The sequence below is a fragment of the Streptacidiphilus sp. PAMC 29251 genome (assembly GCF_054208735.2).
Genome location: NZ_CM135725.2, coordinates 563,450 through 581,150, shown reverse-complemented (window position 1 = coordinate 581,150; position 17,701 = coordinate 563,450). Strand labels below are relative to the sequence as shown.

Sequence of the window (17,701 nt, the reverse complement as noted above, 5' to 3'; positions counted from 1 at the left end):
TTGTCATTCCCTCTTGGCGACTCGGTCGGCCCAGCGCTCGCCGACGACATTGAAGGCGACCACGGTCAGCACGATGGCGGCGCAGGGCAGCACGGCGGACAGCGGATAGCCCTGCTGGATGGCGGTTTCGCCGTCGAAGACCATGCGTCCCCAGTCCGGGGTCAGCCCGGGGACGCCCAGGCCCAGGAAGGACAGGCCGGCCAGGTCGATCAGGGCGTAGCCGAAGTTGATGGTGGACTGGGCCAGGACCACCGGGGCGATGTTGGGGATGACATGGCGCAGGCAGATCTGCAGCCCGGAGTGTCCCTGCACCTGGTAGGCCTCGACGTAGGGGCGCCGGCGTTCGGCCAGGACCAGGGAGCGGGTCAGCCGGCTGACGTAGGGCAGGTAGGCGATCCCCAGGGCGATGACCGGGGCGACCAGGCCCTCGCCGTAGATGGAGACGATCAGCAGGGCGAGCAGCAGGCCGGGGAAGGCGAAGACGACTTCGGTGCTGCGGGACAGCACCGAGTCCAGCCAGCCACCGCGCCAGGCGGCGGCCGCGCCGACGGCGATGCCGGTGACGGTGGAGAGCAGGACCACGCCCAGCGGGCCGAGCAGCGAGGTGCGGGCGCCGAGCAGCAGCCGGGACAGGGTGTCCCGGCCGGAGGCGTCGACCCCGAGCGGGTGTGCCCCGGAGGGGCCGGCCAGGGCGCTGCTCAGGTCGACGCTGTTGGGGTCGTGCGGGGCCAGCCAGGGGGCGAGCAGGGCCAGCAGGGTGATCAGGGCGACGAAGGCCAGGCACAACGCGTGCAGCGGCGAGCTGCCGGTGCGGAGACGGGCCAGGCCGGGACGGCGCAGCAGTGGGGGAGCGGCGCCCGGTAGGGCGGTGGCCTCGTCGGCCGGGTGCGTGGTGGTGGGGCTCGATGGGGTCATGCGCTGGAACTCCTGGTGCCGAAGGTGACCCTGGGGTCGACCAGCGGGTGGAGCAGGTCGACGACGAGGTTCACGGCCATGAACAGTCCGACGATGACCAGGGAGATCGCCTGGACCACGGGGAAGTCCTTGGTGGTGGTGGACAGGTCGAGCAGTTGGCCCACGCCGTTGACGCTGAACGCCGACTCCACCAGGACGGTGCAGATCACCAGCGTGGAGACGATGAGTCCGCCCATGGTGAGCAGGGTGCCCAGCGAGTTGCGGAACACATGGCGCCACACCACCTTGAGTTCGGGGACGCCGCGGCTGCGGGCCGCGGCGACGTGCTCCTCCTGCAGGACTTCGAGCATGCTGCTGCGGGTGACCCGGGCCAGCAGCCCGATCAGGTACAGCGCCAGTGCCACGGCGGGCAGGGTCAGGTGCCAAAGCTCCTGGGGAAGACCCGATCCGCTGCCCCCGCTGGGGAACCAGTGGAGTCTGACCGAGAACAGCCCCTGGAGCAGGATCGCGGCGACGAAGGAGGGTGTCCCGACCGCGAAGGTGGTGCCGATCAGGATGGTGGAGTCCACCGCACCTCCGCGCACCGCCGCGATCCAGCCGAGGACCAGGCCGAAGACCACCACGAGGACCAGTGCCATCGCCACCAGCAGCAGGGTGCTGGGCAGCCGGGCCGCGAGCAGGTGCGAGACCGGGGTGCGGTACTCGATGGAGCGCCCGAAGTCCCCTCGCAGCACCTGGCCGAGCCAGCGCAGGTACTGCTCGACGAAGGGGTCGTCCAGGTGGTACTGCGCGTCGATGGCCTGGAGGGCCTGCGGGGTGGCCGCGCGTCCTGACAGCAGGAAGGCGGCCGGGTTCCCCGGCGCCAGGTACATGGCGCCGAAGATCACGAACGAGGCGGCGAGCAGGGTGGCGGCCAGTTCCGCCAGGCGGCGGAGGATGAATCTCAGGTAGTTCACCGGGTGGCCCCCACGTCGGCGGCCCACGGGTAGTACATGTAGGCGATGGACGTCGGCGCACCGGTGATGCGCTTGTTGAGGAAGACCGAGGTGGGCCATTCCGCAACCGGGATCCACAGCACCTGGTCGGCCGCGGTCCGCTGGATCTGTGCTTCGATCCTCAGCCGGTCGGCCGATTTGTAGACCGAGGTGGCCTGCGCGAGCAGCTTGTCGTAGGCGGGGTCGCTGAAGTTCCCGTAGTTCTCGTAGCCGCCGGTCTGGAAGTTGGTCAGCACGTCCATCGGGTCGGTGATGGACAGGTAGTAGGTCTCGGGGAACATGTCCAGCCCGGCCCTGGCCTGCGGGTCGGTGAACAGCGCGGTGTAGGCGTCGGGCGAGACCGTCTTGAGCTTGACCTTGAGGCCGATCTGGGTGCCGGCCGCCTGGACGGCGGTGGCGAGCAGCGAGACGTCCTGTCCGATGGAGCTGGTGGCGATGGTGACGGTCCTGCCCACCGCCCCGGCCTGCTTGACCAGCTCCCTGGCCGTGGCGATGTTCGCGGCCAGGTCCTTCGAGGTCGGCGGCAGCCCGTTGAAGGCGGCGGCGGCCACACCGGGGGCGGCGGCGGACCAGGCGTCGCGCGGTGACAGCGAGGTGCTGGGGCTGCCCACGCCGCTCAGGCCGGTGGCGACGAAGCCGCTGCGGTCCAGTGCCATCGACAGGGCGCGGCGGACCCGGACGTCGCCCAGCGGCCCCTTCAGATTGGTGACGTTGACGTTGACCGTGGTCAGACTCTTGCCGAAGTACAGGGTGCCCATGCCGCTGGACCGCAGTTGGCCGTAGCTGGGGTGGGGACCAGGTAGCTGCCGTCGGCCTGCCCGGTGAGCAGGGCGTTGGTCAGGGCCGAGGGGTCGGTGATGAACTCGAAGACAGCCTTGGCCGACTTGGCCGGGTCGCCCCAGTAGCCCGCGAAGCGGTCCAGTTCCAGCGACTGCCCCTTGGTCCAGTGACCGAGGGTGAAGGGGCCGGTGCAGTCCAGGCTGCCGCTGGTCCCGTAGTCCTTGCCCGCTGCCTTGATGCCCTTCTCGCTCGCCACCACCCCGGCCGCGGTCGCCATGTACTGGGGGAACTGCGAGTCCGGCTGCTTCAGCTTGACGGTGACCTGGAGCGGCCCGGTGGCCTTGATGGAGCTGACGTTGTCGAACACCTGGGCCCAGGAGGAGCCCAGGCTGGGATCGAGTTGCCGGTTCAGGCTGTAGACGGCGTCGGCGGCGGTCATCACCCCGCCGTCCTGGAACTTCACCCCGGAACGCAGGTCGTAGACGAAGGTCGTGGCGTTCGGCTGCTCCACCTTCTCCGCCAGCCCCGGCTCCTCGGTGAGCTGGGGGGTCCAGCGCATCAGGCTCTCGCAGACGTTGGAGAGCACCATGTTCTGCTCGTAGTCGAAGGCCGAGATGTAGTCCAGGGTCGGCGGTTCGGCGTACAGGGCCCAGGTGAAGGAGTCGAGGGCCCCGGCGGCCGTCGGGGTACTGGGCGAGAGCGTGTAGGCAGCCGCGTGGACGGAGGAGGCGCGCGGAGGGCCGGCACAGGCGGCCACCAGGGCGAGGGCGGCGAGGGACGCTGCGGCGCCGGTGAATCTGCGGGGGTGTGCTGTGTGTTGGTGCGGCATGGCGGGGGGTCTCCCTGTTCCACTCTGGGGGTGCGGGCGGTGGCTACGGGGTCGGGCGGTGGTGGCGGCGGGAGCGGAGCTCAGCTCACGGGTGGGACGACCGGCTGGGACTGGGTGGCGCAGTGGATCCCGCCGCCGCCGCCGGCCAGCGTGTCGATGTTCAGCGCGACCACCTGGCGGCCGGGGAACTGGCCCGCCAGGATCGCGACGGCTGCGGCGTCCGCGTGGGCGTCCCCGAACTGGGGACGAAGACGGCGTCGCCCGCGGTGTAGAAGTTGGTGTAGCTGGCCAGGAAGTCGGCGCCCTTGCCCCGGATCTTGGAGTAGTCCGGCTCGGGGAGCTCCACCACCGTCAGCCGGCGGCCGCGGGCGTCGGTCGCACTGGCCAGGACCTGCTTGGCCTGGGCGTAGGCCTGGTACCAGACACTGCTGGTCGGGGTGCTGGGGCCGGGGTTGTCGAGGATGACGTGGCCCGGCGAGCTGAACCGCGCGGTGGCGTCGACATGGTCGTCGGTGATGTCCTGGCCTGCCACCCCGGCGAACCAGATCACCTTCTGCAGCCCGAAGGTGCTCTTCAGCGACTGCTCGATCTGGGCCTGGGTCCTGCCCGGGTTGCGGTTGGCGTTGACGATCGAGCTGACCGTCGCCATCAGGGTGCCCTGCCCGTCGCACTCCAGCGCGCCGCCCTCGGTCACCAGGGGTGCGTCGACGCGGGTGAATCCGTAGCGGGAGCACAGCGCGGCGGTGGCGGCGGCGTCCTCGTCGTGGGGGTTCTGCTTGTCGCCCCAGCCGTTGAAGTTGGTGTCGACCGCGGCGAGGGCGCCGGGTCCGACCACGAAGGTGGGGCCGAAATCCCGTGCCCACAGGTCGTCGACCGGGACCGGGATCACCTGGACGCCGGAGCCGCAGGCGGCCTGCGCCGCCGCGACCTGGGCCGGACGCGCGAGCAGGACCACCGGCTCGTGCTCGGCGATCGCCCGGGCGATGGTCGCCACATCGTTGCGCACCCCGGCCAGTTGCCTGCCCCAGATCGAGGACAGCGCCGGCCAGGCCATGAAGGTGCGGGTGTGCGCCCCGGTCTCAGCCGGGAGGGTCAGCGCGGTTGCGGTCGCGGTTGTGGCAGTGGCTGCCCCGGCCCGGCCCGGCGTCAGTGCGCCCAGGGCCAGTGCGGGAAGCAGGGCGGCAGTGCCCTGGAGGAGCCTTCTGCGGGACGTGTGGAGCCTGTCCATGATTCTCCCTGGAAGAGAGTGGCAACACCAGTGCGTTAGGGCGTTGACCTGCGGTGCAACCGTGGCCTGCGTGGCTGTCAGCGTCGTGGGCGGGCAGTGAGTCCGTTCTCCAGCATTCCGATCTTGGCGCTGAAGGTGTAGGTGGGTGCGCTCTGGGGGTGCTTGCCCGCGTTCGGGGCGTATTTGCTGGTGGTGTTCTTCTTGCTGCGGGCCTTGACGCGCTGTCGGCGGTGCGCGGGCCACAGGTCGGCGAGGATCGCTGCGCCGATCCTTCCCACCAGGTCGGCCTTGTCCTGGATCGTGGTGCCGGCGGCGGTCAGGACGGTGTCTGCGGCGGCCTGCAGCAGCACGGTGAAGCTGAGGCGGTCCATATCCAGGGCGGGCTGGTCGGTGATCGCGTCGGCAGCGGCGCGAATCAGCACCTGGTAGGCGGTCAGCAGTGCCCAGACCTCCTGGTCGAGGCCGTCGATGCTGCGCGAGCGTAGGACGCGGCCGTCCAGGATGCTGGCCTTGATCGAAAAATAGGCGGTCTCCGCCTGCCATCGCTCGTGGTAGAGGTGCAGGAGTTCGCTTGCGGGGTGGGTGGTGTGGTCGAGGAGGCTGGTGAGCAGGCGCCACTGCTCGGTGCGTACGGTGCCGTCGGACAGAGTCACGGTGACCTCGGCCTCGATCACGCGCACCGGCAGGGGCGAGTAGCCCAGGCCGGCCCGGTAGGGGGCGCGCAGGCGGGCCAGGTAGGAGCCGTCTGCGAGGTGTTGAAGGGCGGTGGGGCAGCGGCTGGCGCCCGAGCGCACCAGGAAGTGGGCGCCGGTCGCGGCGGTGTCGGCCAGGAAGTGCACGGCGTCGAAGCCCGCGTCGGCCAGCAGCAGCATCGACGCGTCTAGCACGTGCAACAGGCGTGTGGCGTAGGGTAGTTCACCGGTTGCCTCGGGGCCGAAGGCCGCGCCCAGCAGAGCCCGGGTGCCGCACTCGACGATCACCAGCAGGCGTAGCAGCGGGTAGCCGAACTCCCTCTTCTCGCCGACCCGTTTGGGATAGAGCCAGGTGACCTGCGCGTCTTCGGGCACGTGCAGACTGGTGCCGTCGACGGCCACTGTGCGCAGCCCCCGGTAGAAGGAGCCGGGGCGGTGGCGCTCGCCGACAGGACCCGCCAGCGTCTCGAACAGCACCTTGAGGGGGCGGGCACCCAGGCGGCGCCTCGCCCGGGCGAGCGAGGAGACGGCTGGCCGGACGATCACGGCCGCGGGCAGGTGCGCGGTCAGCTTTCCCCACACCGCCCGGTACGAGGCGTGCTCGAACAGCGCGAGAGCCAGGACGAAGTACACCATCACGCGGGCGGGCAGCAGCCGCAGCCGCTTCTCCCGCGCCCCGGTCTCCTCCAGCACGGCGTCCACCAGGGCAAAATCCACGATCTGGGTCAACTCGCCCAAGTGGCCCGGCGCGTAGACCCCCGGGATCACCTGCATGGCGGGCGTGGTGGCAGACTGATCGCGCAACGGGACTCCCGATGATCATCCGAGCTTGGCAGCAAGATGATCTATCAGGAGTCCCGTTCGACGTTCACGCCGGGGTTGCGCCGCAGGTCACAGGCTTAACGCACTGGTGTTGAAGAGAGTGGGTGGCGGGCGGTTCCCGCATCCTGCTCCTAACTGAACTTTCAGTCAAGAGTAGTGCCGGCCGTTGCCGGGCGGACCGAAACGGTATGGTTCCGCTGTGGCAGACCGTCGAACAACCATCCTTCAAGCGGCGACGCGGGTTATCGCGCGCCGTGGTGTGCGTGGCCTACGGGTCGAGGAGGTGGCGGCCGAAGCAGGGGTCTCGACCTCGTTGCTCTACTACCACTTCACCGATCGCGCGGGGATTCTGCGCAGGACGCTGGAGCACATCAATGAGCGCGCCGAGCGCTACACCCATGAGCGTGGCTCGCAGACGGAGCCGCTGGAGCCGCGGGAGGAGCTGCGGCAGTCACTGCTGCTCGAACTGCAGGACACGCCGGCGGTCCGGGAGAACAGCATCGCCTGGGGCGAACTGCGGGCCAGCGCCGTCTTCGAGCCCGACCTGCGCGAGGACCTTGCCAAGGCGACCGCGGAGTGGGTCCAGGAGATCGTCGACCTGCTGGTACGGATCGAACCCGGGGGCGGCGCGGCGGCCCAGGCCGGAGCCGCGGAGCGGCTGACCGCGCTGACCGAGGGGCTGAGCATGCGCTGGCTCAGCGGCTGCCTGCCGCTGGCGAAGGCACGCGAGTACCTGGCCCGGGCGATCGAGATCGAGCTGGCCGCGTTGGCCGGCTGACCGGACGGACCCGACCTGTCAGTCGGATCCGTCTGCCCAAAGGATTGACTGAAATTTCAGTTAGTGCCAGAGTCATGCCGACCGAAGACGGCACAGAACGCAAGGAGCGCGCCATGACGAATTTCCGGATGCCCGCCGAGTGGGTCGAGCACGAGGGCACGCTGATGGCGTGGCCGACCCGGGCGCAGTTGTGGGGGAACGTGCTGCAGCAGGTGCGTGCCGAGTACGCGGCGGTGGCGAACGCGATCGCGGAGTTCGAGCCGGTGACCATGGTCGCGGTGCCCGGGCAGGGCGCGGGGGCACGCGAGTTGTGCGGGGCCGGGGTGGAGGTGGTGGAGCTGCCGATCGACGACTCCTGGTTCCGCGACTCGGGTCCGATCTTTGTGACCGGGCCCGCCGGGGAGCGGGCGGCGGTGGACTTCCGCTTCAACTCCTGGGGCCGGAAGCACCACCCCTTCGACGCGGACGACCGGATCAGCGCCCTGCTGCTGGAGCGGCTGGGCGTGGAACGGATCGCCTCGCAGATGATCCTGGAGGGTGGGGCGATCACCGTCGACGGGGAGGGCACGTTGATCACCACCGAGCAGTGCCTGCTGCACCCCAACCGCAACCCCACCCTGACCAAGGCCCAGATCGAGGCCGAACTGAAGGCACGGCTGGGTGTCACCAAGGTGATCTGGCTGCCATACGGGGGGCTCGATGACACCGAGACCGACGGCCATGTCGACGGTGTGTGCGCGTTCGTGGGCCCGGCCAGGGTGCTGATCTCGGTGCCCGACGACCATGCGCACCCCGACTACCACCGGATGCGGGAGAACCGCGACGTGCTGGCGGCGGCCACCGACGCCCTGGGCCGCAGCCTGGAACTGGTCGAACTGCCGCAGACCACGTTCACCCTGGTCGACGGCGAGGAGACCGAGGTGTCCTACCTCAACTTCTACCTCGTCAACGGCGGCGTCGTCGTCCCGGTGGCCGGCACCGCCGAGGACGCCGCAGCCCTGGAGGTGCTCACCCGCGCCTTCCCCGACCGCAAGGTCGTCGGCGTCCCCACCCCCGCGGTCGCCTACGGCGGTGGCGGCATCCACTGCATCACCCAGCAGATTCCGGCCGCGGTGACGGAGGTCCGCGGATGAGTCACGTCCTGCTCACCTCGCTGGGCTCGCCGCTGGGCTCCCCGGGCCGGGTGGACCAGTCCGCCGTGGACCTGCTGCGGGTGGGTCTGGTGCAGATGCGCTGGCACCCCGACCCGACCGCGCACGAGCGGGCCCTGCGCGAAGGGGTGCGACTGGCCGCCGGGCAGGGCGCACAGATCGTCTGCCTGCCCGAACTCACCCTCAGCCGCTACTTCGCCGCCGACAGGGAACTGGCCGGCGATGCCAAGCGCCACCAGGAGGACCTGCCCCAGGGCCGCACCACCGCGCTGGCCGCCGAACTCGCCGCCGAGCTGGGCGTCCTGGTCCACGCCTCGCTCTACGAGCGGGCTCCCGACGGCGGGTTGGGCTACAACACCGCGATCTGCGTGGCCCCCGACGGCGCACTGCTCGCGCGCACCCGCAAGCTGCACATCCCGCAGTTCCCCGGCTACCACGAGGACCTCTGCTTCCGTCCCGGCGATACCGGCTTCCCGGTCGCGGAGGTGGCCGGCGCCCGGTTCGGCTTCCCGACCTGTTGGGACGAGTGGTTCCCCGAACTGGCCCGCGCCTACGGCCTGCAGGGCACACAGGTGCTGGTGCACCCCACCGCCATCGGCTCCGAGACGGATCTTCCCGACTTCGACACCCGTCCCATGTGGGAGCACGCGATCAGCGCCAACGGCCTGGCCAACGCCATGTTCATGGTGGTCCCCAACCGCGTCGGAGCCGAGGGCGCCGGCCACTTCTACGGCTCCTCGTTCATCTCCGACCCCTATGGCCGGATCATGCTCCGCGCACCCCGCGACCGCGAAGCCGTCCTGGTCGCCGACCTGGACCTCAACCAGTGCCATGACTGGGCCCAGTTCGGCCTGCTCGACACCCGGCGCCCCGAGCTCTACACCGCACTCACCCAGCCGACCACCAGGGTCGGCACGTGCTGATGCCGGAGCCGAGCATCAGAGGTTCCCCTCGCCCATGCCCCCGCGGCTGCTTTGTCCGGTGCGCGGGGTGCGCCCTACTGTCGGGGCGTGGACGTCGACCGACAGCCTTCGAGCGCCCGTGCCCTCGTCCGTCATGCGCCCGGTGGGCCGCACCGCGACGTTTCGCGGTGACGGCCCGTCACGCCGGGACGCCGCCGGGCACTGCAAGGCCGCCAACGGCTGGCAGACCCCGGACGGCCAGTTCATCGGCACCACCGTCAAGGTCGGCCCCATCGGCACCGATGCCAGCCCGGTCACCAGTGCGCTCCCGCCCGAGACCACCACGTTCACGCGGGTCGGCACGGCCACCGTCGGGGAGAAGGTGTGCAAGAACGGCGCGCCCTCCGGCACCACCTGCGTCACCGTCACCGCCGTCGACCAGACCGTGACCACGACACCGGTGACCGCACCCGGCAACCAGACCGGGTCGGTCGGTGCGGCGGCCAGTCTGCAGTCACGGTCACCGCGACCGACGACACCAAGGCCACCGGCAGCACCTCCTTCGGCTGGACCGTCACAGGCGGCTGATGCCAGCCGCTCGGCAGCTCGGGACCCGGCCGATGGCGGGGTCCCGAGCTTGCGCGGTTTGACCTGGCTCAGGCAGGAGAGACGGGATCGAGTAGCCCGACTCGACGGGGAATGTGTTCAAGTAATGATGTTAAATGTACGCGACAAAGGCCAAATCTAGGTGTTTTGGTCTAGTAAGTTGAAGGCATAACCTTCGAAAGCTACCTCTACAGTTCAAGTCCGGTAAGGATGCCGGATGCCAGGAGAGTCGTCGTGACCAGCACAACCCACTCCGTGTCCACCTCGTCGTCCCGGTCCCCGAGCTCGGGCGACGGCCTCGCACACGTCGTCTTCATCACAGCCGCCGCCGCCATGGGCGGCTTCCTCTTCGGCTACGACAGCTCCGTGATCAACGGAGCGACCGGAGCGATCCAGAGCAAGTACGGCATCGGCTCGGCCGAGCTGGCCCAGGTCGTCGCCGTCGCGCTGATCGGCTGCGCCTTCGGCGCCGCCGTCGCCGGACGCATAGCCGACCGGATCGGCCGCATCCGGGTGATGCAGATCGCCGCCGTCCTCTTCACCGTCAGCGCGGTCGGCTCGGCCCTCTCCTTCGCGGTCTGGGACCTCGCGCTGTGGCGCGTCCTCGGCGGCTTCGGCATCGGCATGGCCTCGGTCATCGGCCCCGCCTACATCGCCGAGGTGGCACCGCCCGCCTATCGGGGCCGGCTCGCCTCCTTCCAGCAGGCCGCGATCGTGATCGGCATCGCGCTGTCCCAGCTCGTCAACTGGGGCATCCTCAACGCCGCGGGCGGCAAGGACCGAGGCCACCTGCTCGGCCTGGAGGCCTGGCAGGTCATGCTGGGCGTCATGGTCATCCCGGCCGTGATCTACGGGCTGCTCTCCTTCGTGATCCCGGAGTCCCCGCGATTCCTGATCTCGGTGGGGCGGATCGATCGCGCCAAGGCCGTCATCGCCGAGGTCGAGCCCTCCACTCCCGACCTGGACGCCAGGGTCTCCGAGATCCAGGCCGGCATGAACTCGGAGCACAAGTCCACCTTCAAGGACCTGCTCGGCGCCCGCTTCGGCTTCAAGCCCATCATCTGGGTCGGCATCGGCCTCGCCGTGTTCCAGCAGCTGGTCGGCATCAACGTCGCCTTCTACTACTCCAACACCCTGTGGCAGTCGGTCGGCATCGATCCCAGCTCGTCCTTCCTCTACTCGTTCACCACCTCCATCGTGAACATCATCGGCACCGTGGTCGCGATGGTCCTGGTGGACCGCATCGGCCGTCGGGCCCTGGTCCTGATCGGCTCCTGCGGCATGACGGTGGCCCTGGCTGCCGAGGCATGGGCCTTCGCCTCCAAGGCAGGCGCGACCCTTCCGCACGCGCAGGGCATGGTCGCCCTGGTCGCCGCCCACATCTTCGTCTTCTTCTTCGCCATGTCCTGGGGCGTCGTGGTCTGGGTCATGCTCGGCGAGATGTTCCCCAACCGCCTGCGCGCCGCGGCGCTCGGTGTCGGCGCCGCCGCCAACTGGATCGCCAACTGGGCCATCACGGCGAGCTTCCCCAGCCTGGCCGACTGGAACCTCACCATGACCTATGTCATCTACACCGTCTTCGCCGCGCTTTCGATCCCCTTCGTGCTCAAGCTCGTGAAGGAGACCAAGGGCACCCGCCTGGAGGACAATCTCGACTGAGCGAGCCTCGCTGAAGCCGGGTGAGCAGCGGTGCAGCCCGCTGTTCACCCGTCGGAGTGATTGTCGCATTGCATAACGTCCACTATGTTTCCTGGCCGCCACCGCTCTGATCTGCGCAAACCTTTCCAGTTGCCTGATGCTGCCCGGCTGCTGGGTATCAGCGCGAGATGATTCAAGATCTTTCCTTGCCTACAGTCGAGCCCGTTCCCTGGGGCTTGATCTTGGTGAGGTTACGAGTGTCGAACGAACTCGGCTCCGCGGCAGCGGTGTTGGAGGGGCTGGGCGGGTGGGTGCCGCCGCGGTCGGTGGCCAATGCGGAGTTGCCCGCCTCCTGGGGTGTCGACGATGCCTGGGTGCGGCGGCGTACCGGCATCGCCACCCGGCACTGGGTGGGCGCCGGCATCTCCACCGGGGACGCGGCCGAGCACGCCGCCCGACGGGCGATGGCGACCGTCGGTACGCCCCGGGTGGACGCGGTCATCGTGGCCACCTCCACCCCGGACCGCCCGATGCCCGCCATGGCGCCGCAACTCGCGGCCCGGCTGGGGCTGGACGGTGCCGCGGCCTGGGACGTCTCGGCGGCGTGCAGCGGGTTCGTCTACGGGCTGGCCGCCGCGGCGGGCGTGATCTGCGCCGGCATCGCCGAACGAGTCCTGCTGGTGGCCGCAGACGTCTACTCCACACTGATCGCCCCGGACGACCGCGGCGCCGGAGTGGTGTTCGCGGACGGCGCCGGGGCCGTGGTGCTGCGCCGCGGCGCGGTCGGGGAGCCCGGCAGCGTGCTGGGCTTCGACCTGGGCAGCGACGGGTCCGGCCACCGCCTGATCGAGGTACCCGGCGGCGGGGCACTGGAGCGGGCCACGCCGGAGGCCTACCGACCGTCCGACCGCTACTTCCGGATGGAGGGTCGCGAGGTCTTCCAGCACGCCGTGACCCGGATGACCGAGTCCTCGCGACTGCTGCTGAAGAACGTCGGCTGGACCGCGGCGGACGTCGACCGGCTGGTCGCGCACCAGGCCAACGCCCGCATCCTGAGCGCGGTGGGCGAACGCCTGGACATCCCCGCGGACCGGTGCATCCGCCATATCGAGAAGGTCGGCAACACCGGCGCCGCCTCGATCCCGCTGGCGCTGGCCGACGCCGCCGCCCGCGAGGACCTGCATACCGGGCAGAAGGTGCTGCTCACCGCCTTCGGCGCCGGACTGACCTGGGGCTCGGCCGCGGTGCTGTGGCCCGGGCTTTCCCGTATCGCGCCGGTGCACGACACCGGTTCTCCCACGGCCCGCTCGCTCTGAGCGGTCGTCCACCACTGAAAGGGCACAGCCATGTCTCCTGTCCAGACCTCCCTCCATTCCGCTCTGACCGCCAAATTCGAGGTTCCGGAGTCCGCGATCGTCCCCGGGGCCAGCCTGGAGAGTTTGGGCCTGGACTCGCTCTCGCTGGCCGAGCTCGCGCTGATCCTGCAGGACGATCTCGACGTCCCGGTCGAGGAGCACGAGACGGCCGGGGACACCACCGTGGGCGAGCTCACCGCGGTGCTCACGGCCAGGCGTGCGGCGGCGGTGGCGGCGAAGTGACGGGAACGCACCTGGTGGCACGGCCGGACGGCACGTGCTGATGTCAAAGAAAGGAACGGCCGTGCTGGCTGAATACGCGTCGCCTGAGGGCACGTGGCAGATTTCCGCGTTCCACATCGCGCAGGACACCCCGGCGGACGACGCGCGGGTGCGGGAGACGCGGGAGTTGAGGGCACGCATTCTGTTCGACCGTGGGCGTCGGCCCGACTTCCGTACGTCTTCCGGCGCGTACACGGATGATCAGGAGCTGGATTTCGGGGCCTGGCATTTCTTCGCCAGGCGCCGGGAAGGAGACCGCCCCCTGGGGTATGTGCGGCTCTCGACGCCGGAAACGAGCGAGCTGTTCCAGAGCAGGGTGTACCTGGGGTCCGACCGCTTCGAGGAGGCGTTGCGCGAGCACGGCCTGGGCGCTGCGGAAACGTTTGAGCACAGCCGTCTGGTCGTCGAGCACCATGCCCGCAAGCTGGGTCTGGGGGTCCACCTGAACGCGGTCGCCGTCGCGGCCGCGCGGCATTTGGGTGCCAAGGCGATGATCGGGACCTCGGGCACGGCCGACGGCCAGGACCTGTTCCATGAACGCTTCGGGTTTCGTCCGGTGCCGGGAACACGCCGGTACGTCGAGCGGTACACCGAGGACGTGGTGGCGATGCTCTACCGGACAGCGGAGCCGGCCGGGGAGTACAGCGGCCTGGTCGAGCACCTGGAGGAGGAGTTCCCCGCCTTCGTGGCCGCTGCGGAGCCGATGCGGGTCGCCTTGCCGCGTCCCGCGGCCGCGACCGGCAGTGCGCGCCCAGAAGGTGTCGATTGCTGGCAGCCGGTGCTCTTCGATCTCGGGGACGAGCAGGACGCGCTGGCCTTTGAGGTGTTGCTCGGATCGGGGCAGGTCCGCGAGGTGCTGGACACGATCGAGGAGCAGCTGAGGGAGCTGGTCACCAGCCGCGACCCCGGGCTGCGGCGTTCCGCCGAGGCCGTCGAGCACGCTGTCGCGGAGCAGTTGGCGGGCTGCGGGCTGCGGGAGTACGGGACCTGGGTCTGGTACCCGTGGTCGGGCCGGGTGGTGCACCTGCTGCCCCGGCAGGAGTTCCGCCTGGTGCGCACCGACCGGAACCGGGGCCGGATCGAACGCCCGCAGCAGCGTCGGCTGCTGGAACGCCGGGTCGGCATCATCGGCCTGTCGGTCGGCAGCAGCGCCGCCCTGACGTTCGCGATGGAAGGCATCGCCGGGGCGTTCAAACTGGCCGACTTCGACACCCTCAGCCTGTCCAACCTGAACCGGCTGCGGGCCGGTGTCCATCACCTCGGGCTGAACAAGTGCGTGATCGCCGCCCGGCAGATGGCGGAGATCGACCCCTGGCTGGACATCGAGATCTACCCCCGCGGCCTGACCGATGACGAGATGGAAGAGTTCTTCACCGGCGGCGCCGGACCGATCGACCTGCTGGTCGAGGAGTGCGACACCCCGTACGTGAAGTTCGCCGCCCGTGAGCGTGCCCGCGCGCTGCGCATCCCGGTCGTCATGGACGCCAACGACCGGGGCCTGCTGGACGTCGAGCGGTTCGACCTCGAACCGGACCGGCCGCTGCTGCACGGGCTCCTGGGTGAGACCACCGCGCGCGACCTCGCGGTCCTGACGCACGAGGAGATGGTGGACGCCATTCTGGCCATGGTCGGCCGGGACACGATCAGTGCCGATATGGCTGCCGCGATTCCCAGAATCGGTACCACCTTGAGCAGTTGGCCGCAGCTGGCCTCCGGGGTCGCCCTGGGCGGCGCGCTCACCGCCGAGGCTGCCCGCCGCATTCTCCTGGGGCTGCCCCGCCCCTCGGGCCGCTTCTACGCCGATCTCGAATCCCTCACCTCCGCGGACCGGAGCACCCTGGCATGACCGTGGCCGCCCACGAACGGACTGCTGCCTCCCACACCGGAGACGGCCTGGCGGTGCCCTTCACGATCACCGGCACCGGCATCCACATCCCGGCCGAGGTCGTCACGAACGAGGACCTGACCCGCACCACCCACAGGAGCGGCGACTGGATCACCGCACGCACCGGCATCCATGAACGCCGCCGACTGGCACCCGACCTGGCCACCTCCGACATGTGCGTGGCCGCCGCCCGTCCCGCCATGGAAGCGGCCCAGGTCACCGCGTCGGACCTGGACGCCGTCATCGTGGCCAGTTACACCCAGGACCAGCCCATGCCCTCGACCTCACTGATCGTCAAGGACGCGCTGGGAATGCGCCGGGCCATGGCCCTCGACGTGACCCAGGCCGCCTGCGCCTCCGGGGTCCACGCCGTACTCCTGGCCGCCCACCTGCTGCAGAACCCCTCCATCAGCACCATCCTGGTCATCGGTGCCGACTGCGCCTCCCGTGTCACCCGGCCCGGTGACCGCACCGCCGGAGTCTTCTTCGGCGACGCGGCCGCCGCCGTGGTCCTGAGCCGTACCCGGACCCAGGGGGCGGGACTGCTCTCCTACGACATCGGCTCGCAGCTCTCCTACGCCGTGCAGATCCCGGCGGGCGGCTCCCGGCTGCCCACCAGTCCCGAGACGCTCGCCAGCGGAACCCACTACGTCAGCATGGACGGCCCAGCCGTCTGGGACACCGCCACCACCCGCCTGCCGGAAAGCATCACCAACGCCACCCGCCACGCGGGCCTCACACCCGGAGACATCGACCACTACTTCCTGCACCAGGCCAACATCAACATCCTGGACGCAGCACGCGAGCGGCTCGGCATCGCCGCCGACCGCGTCCCCGTCACCCTGGACCGACTCGGCAACACCGGCGCCGCCGGCGTCTTCACCGCCCTGCACCAGACCGTCTCCACCGGCCGACTGCGGCCAGGAGACACCTTCGTCATGTCCGCCATCGGCGCCGGCTTTCCACTGGGGCACCCTCTGCCTGCGCCAAGCCTGACCACGCGCGCCGCCTCGGGAACTCCCCGAGGCGGTCGAGGCGCCCGGGGCCCGCGGACCTGCCTCTGGAAGCGCTTCCAGTCTCATCACGGGTTCTGTGTATCCCCTTGACACACGATCGCGGTGAGATCAGCATCTGCGATGTCGAAAAGAACTGGAAGCGCTTCCATTTGGGAGCGCTCCCATCCCTGTTCTGTCAGTGCACCAGTGCACCCACCCGTGCCGAAGGAAGTGATCCCGCATGCGTCGTCGCCTGCGTACCCCCGCCCTGATCGGTTCCGCCGCCCTGGCCGCCGCCGTCACCCTGCTCGCCGCCCCGGCCGCCCACGCCGCCGGCAACCCGCTCACCTCGACCAACGGCTTCTACGTCAACCCCAACAACAGTGCCGCCCTCTGGGCTGCCGCCCATCCCACCGACGGACGGGAGCCGGCGATCCAGTCCGCCATCGCCACCAAGCCGGACGCCGTCTGGTTCACCGGAGGCGAGAGCGCCATCGGCACCTCGACCGGCGCGTACGTGGGCGCCGCGGCCTACTCCGACAAGCTTCCGGTGCTGGTCGCCTACGACATCCCCGGGCGTGACGTGTGCGCGGGGCAGTCCAGCGGCGGGGCGTCCTCCGATGCTGCCTACAACACCTGGATCGGCGGCTTCGCCGGCGGCATCGCCTCCCGCCCCGCGCTGGTGATCCTGGAGCCCGACGCGCTGGCCGACGAGAGCTGCATGACGGCGTCCCAGATCTCCGACCGGGACGGCCTGCTGAACAACGCCATCACCCAGTTCACCAACCAGTCCCCGAACACCTACGTCTACCTGGACGCGGGCAACCCCGGCTGGATATCCGCGGCCACCATGGCCGCCGAGCTCAACGCCGCCGGACTGAGCCACGCCCACGGCTTCTCCATCAACGTCTCCAGCTTCTACACCGTGGCCCAGAACACCGCCTACGGGAACCAGATCAACGCCGACCTCAAAGCCTCCTACGGCTACACCAAGCCCTACGTCGTGGACACCAGCCGCGACGCCAACGGCTCCAACGGGAACTGGTGCAACCCCCAGGGCCGCAAGCTCGGCGCCACCGACCAGCTGGGCGGCGGCGCCGAGGCGCTGCTCTGGATCAAGACCCCCGGCGAGTCCGACGGCGACTGCGGCACCAGTACCGACCCCGCCGGCGCCTTCGACCCGCAGCTGGCCTACGACCTGGTCTACGGCTACTGACACCCCCGCCGGGCGGACTGCGATGAGCAGTCCGCCCGGCACGTGGGCGCCGCCTCTGTCGGTGTTGTCGAGTCGGCCGGCAGGTGGCGTGTCAGGGCCTCACCGCGGAGTCGGACAAGGCACTTCGTTCAGCAGGTCGGCGCACCTCCGTCCGCTGACGTGGCGACGGTGACCGCGTACTCGCCGCCGGTGTGCGGTGTCGCTCCCGTTGCCCACGGCTCCACCGTCAGAACCAGGCCGTCGTTTTCCGAGCCGCCGAAGTAGCACAGGCCCCGTGGCAGATCTGCCTGGAGGATCCAGCCTTCGCGGATGGCCGCGGCGCGGTAGAAGTCGAGCAGTGCGGCATTGTTCCCCGGGAAGTCGTAGGTCCGGCTCGCGTTGAGCCAGGCGCCGTCCCGGACCCCGCTCGAGGAGTCCGCCGGGTCGCACCAGCTGTTCGCGGCGGCCCCGTCATGCGGCAGGGCTGTCGGCGGCCGTGCCGTGAGCACCGGCAGCGCGGCCAGTTGTTCCAGCCGCGGCGCCGTCCCTTCGCAGCCCCCGCCCCCCGGCAGCACCGAGCAGCCGGTGAGCCCGGCAGCGCACAGTGCGAGGGCGAGGACCGCCGGGATCAGCACCCGGGTCGGGGCCCGCAT

The 17,701-nt window shown here is 70.0% G+C and carries 16 protein-coding genes and 1 pseudogene; 9 read left to right on the top strand and 8 right to left on the bottom strand.

Annotation, left to right across the window (positions count from 1 at the left end; genetic code table 11):
• Positions 1 to 3: 3 nt before the first annotated feature.
• The 6 genes and pseudogenes from ACXKR8_RS02935 to ACXKR8_RS02910 all read right to left on the bottom strand — a co-directional run bounded on the left by ACXKR8_RS02935 (position 4) and on the right by ACXKR8_RS02910 (position 6,243).
• A complete protein-coding gene (locus tag ACXKR8_RS02935; protein WP_458271318.1) occupies positions 4 to 915 on the bottom strand; it encodes an ABC transporter permease in 912 nt (303 codons plus the stop codon).
• Positions 912 to 1,871 (bottom strand): ABC transporter permease, encoded by a 960-nt coding sequence (locus ACXKR8_RS02930; RefSeq protein WP_458271317.1) that lies wholly within the window; start codon positions 1,869 to 1,871, stop codon positions 912 to 914. The genes ACXKR8_RS02935 and ACXKR8_RS02930 overlap by 4 nt, the downstream gene beginning before the upstream one ends.
• Positions 1,868 to 2,668 carry an ABC transporter substrate-binding protein gene (locus tag ACXKR8_RS02925; protein WP_462100285.1) on the bottom strand — a complete coding sequence of 267 codons (801 nt, stop codon included), beginning with the start codon at positions 2,666 to 2,668 and terminating at the stop codon, positions 1,868 to 1,870. The genes ACXKR8_RS02930 and ACXKR8_RS02925 overlap by 4 nt, the downstream gene beginning before the upstream one ends.
• Positions 2,638 to 3,519: an ABC transporter substrate-binding protein gene (locus ACXKR8_RS02920; RefSeq protein ID WP_462100284.1), complete on the bottom strand. Its 882-nt coding sequence runs from the start codon at positions 3,517 to 3,519 to the stop codon at positions 2,638 to 2,640. Before ACXKR8_RS02920 ends, ACXKR8_RS02925 begins: the two co-directional genes overlap by 31 nt.
• 80 nt (positions 3,520 to 3,599) lie before the next feature.
• Positions 3,600 to 4,573 (bottom strand): annotated as a pseudogene (locus ACXKR8_RS02915) (agmatine deiminase family protein).
• Positions 4,574 to 4,824: 251 nt separating this feature from the next.
• The gene (locus ACXKR8_RS02910) at positions 4,825 to 6,243 is read right to left on the bottom strand and encodes an IS4 family transposase (RefSeq protein WP_458267007.1); all 1,419 of its coding nucleotides are present in this window, start codon (positions 6,241 to 6,243) and stop codon (positions 4,825 to 4,827) included.
• Positions 6,244 to 6,460: 217 nt separating this feature from the next.
• On the opposite strand from ACXKR8_RS02910, the gene ACXKR8_RS02905 reads away from it, so the two are divergent.
• The 3 genes from ACXKR8_RS02905 to ACXKR8_RS02895 all read left to right on the top strand — a co-directional run bounded on the left by ACXKR8_RS02905 (position 6,461) and on the right by ACXKR8_RS02895 (position 9,113).
• The gene (locus tag ACXKR8_RS02905; RefSeq protein WP_458271314.1) at positions 6,461 to 7,039 is read left to right on the top strand and encodes a TetR/AcrR family transcriptional regulator; all 579 of its coding nucleotides are present in this window, start codon (positions 6,461 to 6,463) and stop codon (positions 7,037 to 7,039) included.
• A gap of 113 nt (positions 7,040 to 7,152) precedes the next feature.
• The gene (locus ACXKR8_RS02900) at positions 7,153 to 8,172 is read left to right on the top strand and encodes an agmatine deiminase family protein (RefSeq protein WP_458271313.1); all 1,020 of its coding nucleotides are present in this window, start codon (positions 7,153 to 7,155) and stop codon (positions 8,170 to 8,172) included.
• Complete coding sequence (locus ACXKR8_RS02895; protein WP_458271312.1) at positions 8,169 to 9,113, top strand: nitrilase-related carbon-nitrogen hydrolase; 945 nt, start codon at positions 8,169 to 8,171, stop codon at positions 9,111 to 9,113. The genes ACXKR8_RS02900 and ACXKR8_RS02895 overlap by 4 nt, the downstream gene beginning before the upstream one ends.
• Before the next feature lie 15 nt (positions 9,114 to 9,128).
• On the opposite strand, the gene ACXKR8_RS02890 is transcribed toward ACXKR8_RS02895, so the two are convergent.
• Entirely contained in the window at positions 9,129 to 9,545 is a 417-nt protein-coding gene (locus ACXKR8_RS02890; RefSeq protein ID WP_458271311.1) for a hypothetical protein, read from the bottom strand.
• Positions 9,546 to 9,953: 408 nt separating this feature from the next.
• Here ACXKR8_RS02890 and ACXKR8_RS02885 point away from each other — a divergent pair, with 408 nt between their 5' ends.
• The 6 genes from ACXKR8_RS02885 (at position 9,954) to ACXKR8_RS02860 (ending at position 17,069) form a co-directional block, all read left to right on the top strand.
• The gene (locus ACXKR8_RS02885; RefSeq protein ID WP_458275282.1) at positions 9,954 to 11,357 is read left to right on the top strand and encodes a sugar porter family MFS transporter; all 1,404 of its coding nucleotides are present in this window, start codon (positions 9,954 to 9,956) and stop codon (positions 11,355 to 11,357) included.
• Positions 11,358 to 11,593: 236 nt separating this feature from the next.
• Entirely contained in the window at positions 11,594 to 12,652 is a 1,059-nt protein-coding gene (locus ACXKR8_RS02880; protein ID WP_458271310.1) for a beta-ketoacyl-ACP synthase III, read from the top strand.
• 30 nt (positions 12,653 to 12,682) lie between these two features.
• Positions 12,683 to 12,934 carry an acyl carrier protein gene (locus ACXKR8_RS02875; protein ID WP_458271309.1) on the top strand — a complete coding sequence of 84 codons (252 nt, stop codon included), beginning with the start codon at positions 12,683 to 12,685 and terminating at the stop codon, positions 12,932 to 12,934.
• Between the two features lie 61 nt (positions 12,935 to 12,995).
• Positions 12,996 to 14,819, top strand: coding sequence for a ThiF family adenylyltransferase (locus ACXKR8_RS02870; RefSeq protein ID WP_458271308.1), 1,824 nt, complete (start codon positions 12,996 to 12,998; stop codon positions 14,817 to 14,819).
• On the top strand, positions 14,816 to 15,964 hold the full coding sequence (locus ACXKR8_RS02865) for a 3-oxoacyl-ACP synthase III family protein (protein WP_462100283.1): 1,149 nt from the start codon (positions 14,816 to 14,818) through the stop codon (positions 15,962 to 15,964). Before ACXKR8_RS02870 ends, ACXKR8_RS02865 begins: the two co-directional genes overlap by 4 nt.
• A 130-nt stretch (positions 15,965 to 16,094) precedes the next feature.
• On the top strand, positions 16,095 to 17,069 hold the full coding sequence (locus ACXKR8_RS02860) for a glycoside hydrolase family 6 protein (RefSeq protein ID WP_458271306.1): 975 nt from the start codon (positions 16,095 to 16,097) through the stop codon (positions 17,067 to 17,069).
• Positions 17,070 to 17,197: 128 nt separating this feature from the next.
• On the opposite strand, the gene ACXKR8_RS02855 is transcribed toward ACXKR8_RS02860, so the two are convergent.
• Positions 17,198 to 17,701: a hypothetical protein gene (locus tag ACXKR8_RS02855; protein WP_458271305.1), complete on the bottom strand. Its 504-nt coding sequence runs from the start codon at positions 17,699 to 17,701 to the stop codon at positions 17,198 to 17,200.

Coding starts and splice junctions, on each gene's coding strand:
- ACXKR8_RS02855 (WP_458271305.1), bottom strand. CDS start 17,701: ATGCGGGCCCCGACCCGGGTGCTGATCCCGGCGGTCCTCGCCCTCGCA.
- ACXKR8_RS02895 (WP_458271312.1), top strand. CDS start 8,169: ATGAGTCACGTCCTGCTCACCTCGCTGGGCTCGCCGCTGGGCTCCCCG.
- ACXKR8_RS02875 (WP_458271309.1), top strand. CDS start 12,683: ATGTCTCCTGTCCAGACCTCCCTCCATTCCGCTCTGACCGCCAAATTC.
- ACXKR8_RS02900 (WP_458271313.1), top strand. CDS start 7,153: ATGACGAATTTCCGGATGCCCGCCGAGTGGGTCGAGCACGAGGGCACG.
- ACXKR8_RS02920 (WP_462100284.1), bottom strand. CDS start 3,519: ATGCCGCACCAACACACAGCACACCCCCGCAGATTCACCGGCGCCGCA.
- ACXKR8_RS02860 (WP_458271306.1), top strand. CDS start 16,095: ATGCGTCGTCGCCTGCGTACCCCCGCCCTGATCGGTTCCGCCGCCCTG.
- ACXKR8_RS02865 (WP_462100283.1), top strand. CDS start 14,816: ATGACCGTGGCCGCCCACGAACGGACTGCTGCCTCCCACACCGGAGAC.
- ACXKR8_RS02935 (WP_458271318.1), bottom strand. CDS start 915: ATGACCCCATCGAGCCCCACCACCACGCACCCGGCCGACGAGGCCACC.
- ACXKR8_RS02925 (WP_462100285.1), bottom strand. CDS start 2,668: ATGGGCACCCTGTACTTCGGCAAGAGTCTGACCACGGTCAACGTCAAC.